This window comes from Pedobacter sp., assembly GCF_035566355.1.
Lineage (GTDB): Bacteria > Bacteroidota > Bacteroidia > Sphingobacteriales > Sphingobacteriaceae > Pedobacter.
Genome location: NZ_DATMRL010000500.1, coordinates 1 through 5,331, shown reverse-complemented (window position 1 = coordinate 5,331; position 5,331 = coordinate 1). Strand labels below are relative to the sequence as shown.

3 protein-coding genes are annotated in these 5,331 nt (G+C 41.5%); all 3 read right to left on the bottom strand.

The window, feature by feature from the left end; translation table 11 throughout:
- Positions 1 to 401: hypothetical protein (locus tag VNZ46_RS19455; protein WP_325561732.1), on the bottom strand; the 401-nt coding region annotated here is incomplete at its 3' end.
- Positions 402 to 412: 11 nt separating this feature from the next.
- The gene (locus VNZ46_RS19450; protein ID WP_325561729.1) at positions 413 to 1,840 is read right to left on the bottom strand and encodes a RagB/SusD family nutrient uptake outer membrane protein; all 1,428 of its coding nucleotides are present in this window, start codon (positions 1,838 to 1,840) and stop codon (positions 413 to 415) included.
- 11 nt (positions 1,841 to 1,851) lie between these two features.
- Positions 1,852 to 5,160 (bottom strand): SusC/RagA family TonB-linked outer membrane protein, encoded by a 3,309-nt coding sequence (locus tag VNZ46_RS19445; RefSeq protein ID WP_325561727.1) that lies wholly within the window; start codon positions 5,158 to 5,160, stop codon positions 1,852 to 1,854.
- Between the last annotated feature and the right edge of the window lie 171 nt (positions 5,161 to 5,331).

Below are 5,331 nucleotides of genomic sequence, written 5' to 3'. Positions count from 1 at the left end.
ATAGGCGCTAAAACCCGTTCAGCATAGGCAGACTCACCTCTTTTATTCATCTCAGCAGCAACACTTAGCACGCCTTGATTGTAGTAGGTTAAAACAGGGATCTTTTTGAGCCAGTTTTCTGCAGATTTAACATCTCCGGATTTTGCATATTCCGTTGCAATGGTGATCCTTGCATAAGTATAACCAATGGTTGCGGAGCGTCCGGTATCAGGATATTGCTGTAATGAAGTATTGTAAATTCTGATCTTTTCAGGCAATTCCTTTACGAGATAAAAACCTTTTAATACCGGGCTGGGCACATAAGGTTTTGCTTTTGTACTGTCTTTACTTATTGTTTGACTAAAAGCACTTGCAACATTTGAAAATATAAGTGTGGCAAGTATAGCATATGATAGTTTCATTTAATTTCAAATTAGTTGTAACCAGGATTTTGTTTTAGGAAGGGGTTTTTGTCAATATCACTTTTAGGAATCGGATATAATTTGGCCTGCGGTCTCCAGTTTGGTTTTTTGCTCAGCACTTCATCCGCTTTTCCTGTTCGTTTCAAATCCAGCCAACGATGTCCGACTTCAGTAAAGAGTTCAACAAAACGTTCATGTGCAATCAGACCAAGTAGTCCATCTTTTCCAGTGCCAGGATCGGTGGAAGGAAAAGGTGCTGTATTTATTGCCCTTTTTCTTATTACATCAAGATCTGCAATGGCTTCTGTTAATTTAGATTGTTGTGCCCTGGCTTCCGAACGGATCAGGTAAACTTCTGAAAGACGTAAAAATACCATGGATTCGGTTCTCGTCGTTCCTGTACCGCTGTTCAGTTTATACTTGAAGGGGAAATTGTAGTTCTTTGAAACCCCGGCGGTTGTTATAGTATTGGTTTTAATCCAGCTTGTTTTTCTTTGATCGTTAGCCTCGAAAGAATTGTATAAAGCATCAGAGATTGGATATTGGGGAATGCCCGAAGAAATGAAATTATACCCGTCCCAGGTGTATAGATTAGTACCTGGCTGTTGTAATTGCAATATGACCTCTTTGCTGCTGGTTAAAAAAGTTTTGTTGAGATCAGGTTCCAGATCATACATCGTTTTGCCCGCCCCATCTATTACCTCTGTTGCCAGTGCTTCTGCATTTACCCAATCTTTTTTGTATAAATACACTCTTGCAAGCAGGGCTTCAGCTGCATATTTATTGGCCCTCAGGCGCTGGGTCCCGATATATGCAGGACTGAGATTATCCTTCGCATATTTCAGGTCTTCGAGGATAAGACTGTAGATCTGTTCGGCAGGTATATTTGGCAAAGTTGCATTTAACCGGTAGTCTGTTGTGGTTGGCATAGGTACATCCCCATACAGGTTCACCAGATAAAAGTAATTGGAGGCTCTAACGAATTTCGCTTCAGCGGTAAGCTGTTTTTTTCCTGTGGCGCTTACACCTGGCGATTTATCAAGGCTTTCAATTACAGCGTTCGTATTATAAATCACATTGTAAGTTGGACCCCAGATACTGCCTTCATTTACTCCATTTGAAGAGGAAATGGCATTGGTATAAAACTCATTAAACTGGTTGCCAGAGGAACTCAGTGTAAGTTCATCGGCACTAACCCCTGCAGAAATCTGTACAGCACCACTAAAGCCAAGTACAGAAGTGAAAAATCCGGTGCTTCCTACCATTTCTCCGTACAAGCCCCTTACTGCCGAAGCTGCTTTAGAATCGCTTTGAAATACCACTTCGGTAGAAATCTGATCAATCGGTTCCGACACCTCTACAAACTTTTTGCAAGCAGATAAGGTTAAACAAATGGCAAATGCCAATCCGGTTTTGATATATATATGATGAATAGTCATGATCATTAAAATTAAAGTGTCAATTGTAAACCGCCCGTGATCGTCCGTAAAGGAGACATCCTGGTGTAATTTTGGGTTTCGGGATCTCCGCCCTTATAGCCGGAAATCAAAAACAGGTTCTGTCCCTGAACATAGAATTTGCAGGAATTGATGTGCACTACGCTTAGCCATTTGACTGGAATATCATAAGATAGATATACATTCCTCAACCTGATATAGGAGGCGTCTGTATAAGAGCCACCAGAAAAGCTATAGGGGTAAAAACCTGCTGTACCATAAATAGCACCCTGTGTGGTCGTAAATTTTTGCACGTCTGTAATGTCTCCGGGATTCTGCCAGCGACTTAAAACGAGTTCAGGAACATTGAAAGCACTACCTGGAGGATTGTATAAATTATTGGTTCTCCAGTCTCTTCCCAATTGCTTGGTAAACTGAAGGAAAAAACTCAGGTTAAACCTTTTGTAGCTAAAGTTATTACTGATCCCCCCATAGAATGTAGGATCCAAAGAACCAATAACTCCATAATCTGCTGTGGTCGCCTGGTTATCTCCGTTTACATCTTTAACAGTATATAACCCAGTAGCAGGATCAACACCCGTAAACTGGGCTGCGAAGATCCTGTTTAAGGACTGACCAATTGCATAGCTGTTAAAGTAGGTGGATTTTTCAAGGTCCGGATATTTCTTTAATTTGTTTTGTGGTAAAGTGATGTTAAAATCTGTGGTCCATGTAAGTGGTCCCTTTCTAAAATTATAACTGGTTAATGTGAGTTCCAGCCCGCGATTTTGCACTTCTACACCATCTAAGTTCCTCACGATGGTAGAGAATCCGGTTATTTTTGGCAATCCATAAGAAACCAGAGGGTCGGAAGAGATGTTTTGATAAACAGATCCGGTAAATAGGATTCTGTCTTTAAAGAAACCCAGTTCAATACCAATCTCCAATTTTTTATTCCGCTCCCAGTGCAGGTCTGGGTTGTATAGTTTTTTAGGGTATAAAGTAGCTGAATCCGCATAGTTACCTGCAGTTACCCAGGCATCCAAATATTGATATTCACCGATCTGGTCGTTTCCGGTAGATCCATAACTTCCCCTTAATTTCCCGTAACTTAAGACTTTATTGTCTTTAAGCGGAGCTTCATTGCTGAAAACCCAGGCGGCACCAATGGCACCAAAGTTGGAAAAGCGGTAATCAGGCCCAAAACGGCTCGAACCATCTCGTCTTCCTGTAAAATTCACAATGTATTTGTCCTCCCAATTGTAATTGATCCTTCCAAATACTGCCTGATATCTGTAAACGGAAGCTGTATTGCTTGCTGTTATACCGGTAGAGGAAGCTCCTGAAATAGAGCCGATTAATTCATCGCTGGTATAGCCTTTGGCATTCACTACCAGACCAGCCGTGCTACGTTGGTTAAAGGTCCCACCCAAAAGAACATTCAATTTTCCCTTGCCTATATTTCCCGTATATTCTGCCTGCGGTTCGATGATCCAGTTTTTTAACTGATTATTTCCAAATGAGCTAAAACCACTTAAATTTGACGCCATCGGGTTTTGGGCAGATAAAGGTGTTAATCTTTTCTCATCGTTCTGCGTCATATTGTAACCAAAGCTGCTCCTTATATCCAAATTTTTCAATAGTTTGTAATTCAGCACCAGATTTGCATTGATGTTACTCATCTTTGATAGATACACCTGGTTTAAAGTTGCCAGTGGATTGTCTTTCTGGATATATAGATTACCCTCGTTCCAGGCCAGTTTTCCGTTCTCATCATATAACTTAAAATTAGGCGGAAGTACTACTGCTGATGCGAGGTCCAGAGCGGTGAGATTACTCTGATTGGTGCCGTAAAGTGCAGAGAGGTCCATTGTAAATCTTTCATCCTGTGAAGTGTTGTGGATATTAAGATTAAAAGATCCACGGTCACTGGACATGTCACCAGGCCAAACTGTTCCTTCTTTATGATAGGCACCTCCGATCCGGTATTGTGTAGATTTACTGCCGCCCGATAAGGTAAGCTGTGCGTCATTGGTATGAGCATTGTTTCCAACCAGGAGGTCTGTAAAATCAGTATAACGGTTGTTATCCCACAACTTCAGGTCATAAGCATTAGAGTTTGTAGGCGTAATTTTGTCATTAGCAAAGGCCTCCTTTCTCATCGCAATGTATTGTTCTGTATTTAGCATTTTAGCCATTCTGGTAACCGTACTTACACCGGATGTTACATTCGCATTTAAACGCATTTTGCCTGCTTTGCCCTTTCGCGTAGTAATCAAAATCACTCCATTGGCACCTCTGCTGCCATAAATTGCAGTTGCATCTGCATCTTTAAGCACATCTATACTCTCAATGTCTGCAGTATTGATTCCCGCGAATGCACTTAGCCCGTCTGTTGTACCAGGACCAAACGGCCCGCCGATCAGGTTAACTTTGTCGTTTCCGGCCGCCATAGGCACACCATCCAGAATAAACAGCGGCTGATCTGAAGTTAGGTTTTTATCAAAATTGGCCCTTCCTCGAATCTGTACATTTAATCGTGCACCCGGAACGCCACTTACCTGGCTAACCACCATACCTGGTATACGTCCTTCAAGGGCCTGCAGAGGATTAGATACCGGTTGTTTCATCAGTTCATCTCCGCTTATTTTGGAGATATTACTTGTGGCCAAACGCTGAGAACCTTTGCGGTATCCTTCTACCGAAATTTCATCCAGTTTGGAAATATCAGGGGACAGGCTGATGCTCAGTTTGGTGGTGCCTTTGGTAACCACTGCTTCCTGTATTTTATAACCTATATAGGAAATTTCAAGTACGGTTCCTTCGGGAACATTAATGATAAACTCTCCGTCATTGTTGGTGTTCGATATTCTTTGTCCACCTTTAATTCTGATTACTGCACCCGGAAGACCGTGTCCGTTCTCATCAATAACTACGCCCTTTACCGGACCTGCAAAGCCAATCAAATCGGATAGTTTTGAAAAAAGACTCTTTTCTTTTCGTTTAATAATAATGGTCTTGTCTTTAATCAGATAGCCCAGGTCTTGCCCCTCCAGGCAAGCCTGTAAGCCATTTTCGAGGCTCACGTTGTTCAATTGAAGGCTGGATACTTTAAGGCCTCTGAGGTCAAAATCATTGTAAACAAAGTCGTAACCGCTTTGCTTACTAATGGTTTTAAAAACATGCTCTAAAGGTTCGTTTTTAGTATTTAAAGTTAACCTCTGTGCATATCCTGCAGCAGAAGTTTGAAGTATGACGGCAAAGACTAGGATAGTGGTGAGCTTCATAGCGAGCAAAAGCCTGTTAAGTGTATAAAAATTCATACATTTGGGTTGTTTGGGTTAATAGTTGATTGTTATAGCGATAAGAAATTGGTAATCCCGAACTGATATCAATTACAGTTGATATACGCCAGGGTTCTGGTTACAGCCGGAATCCTGGTTCTTGATCATCGTTACCAGTAGAGGTATAGACTATGGCATAACGGTGATCCT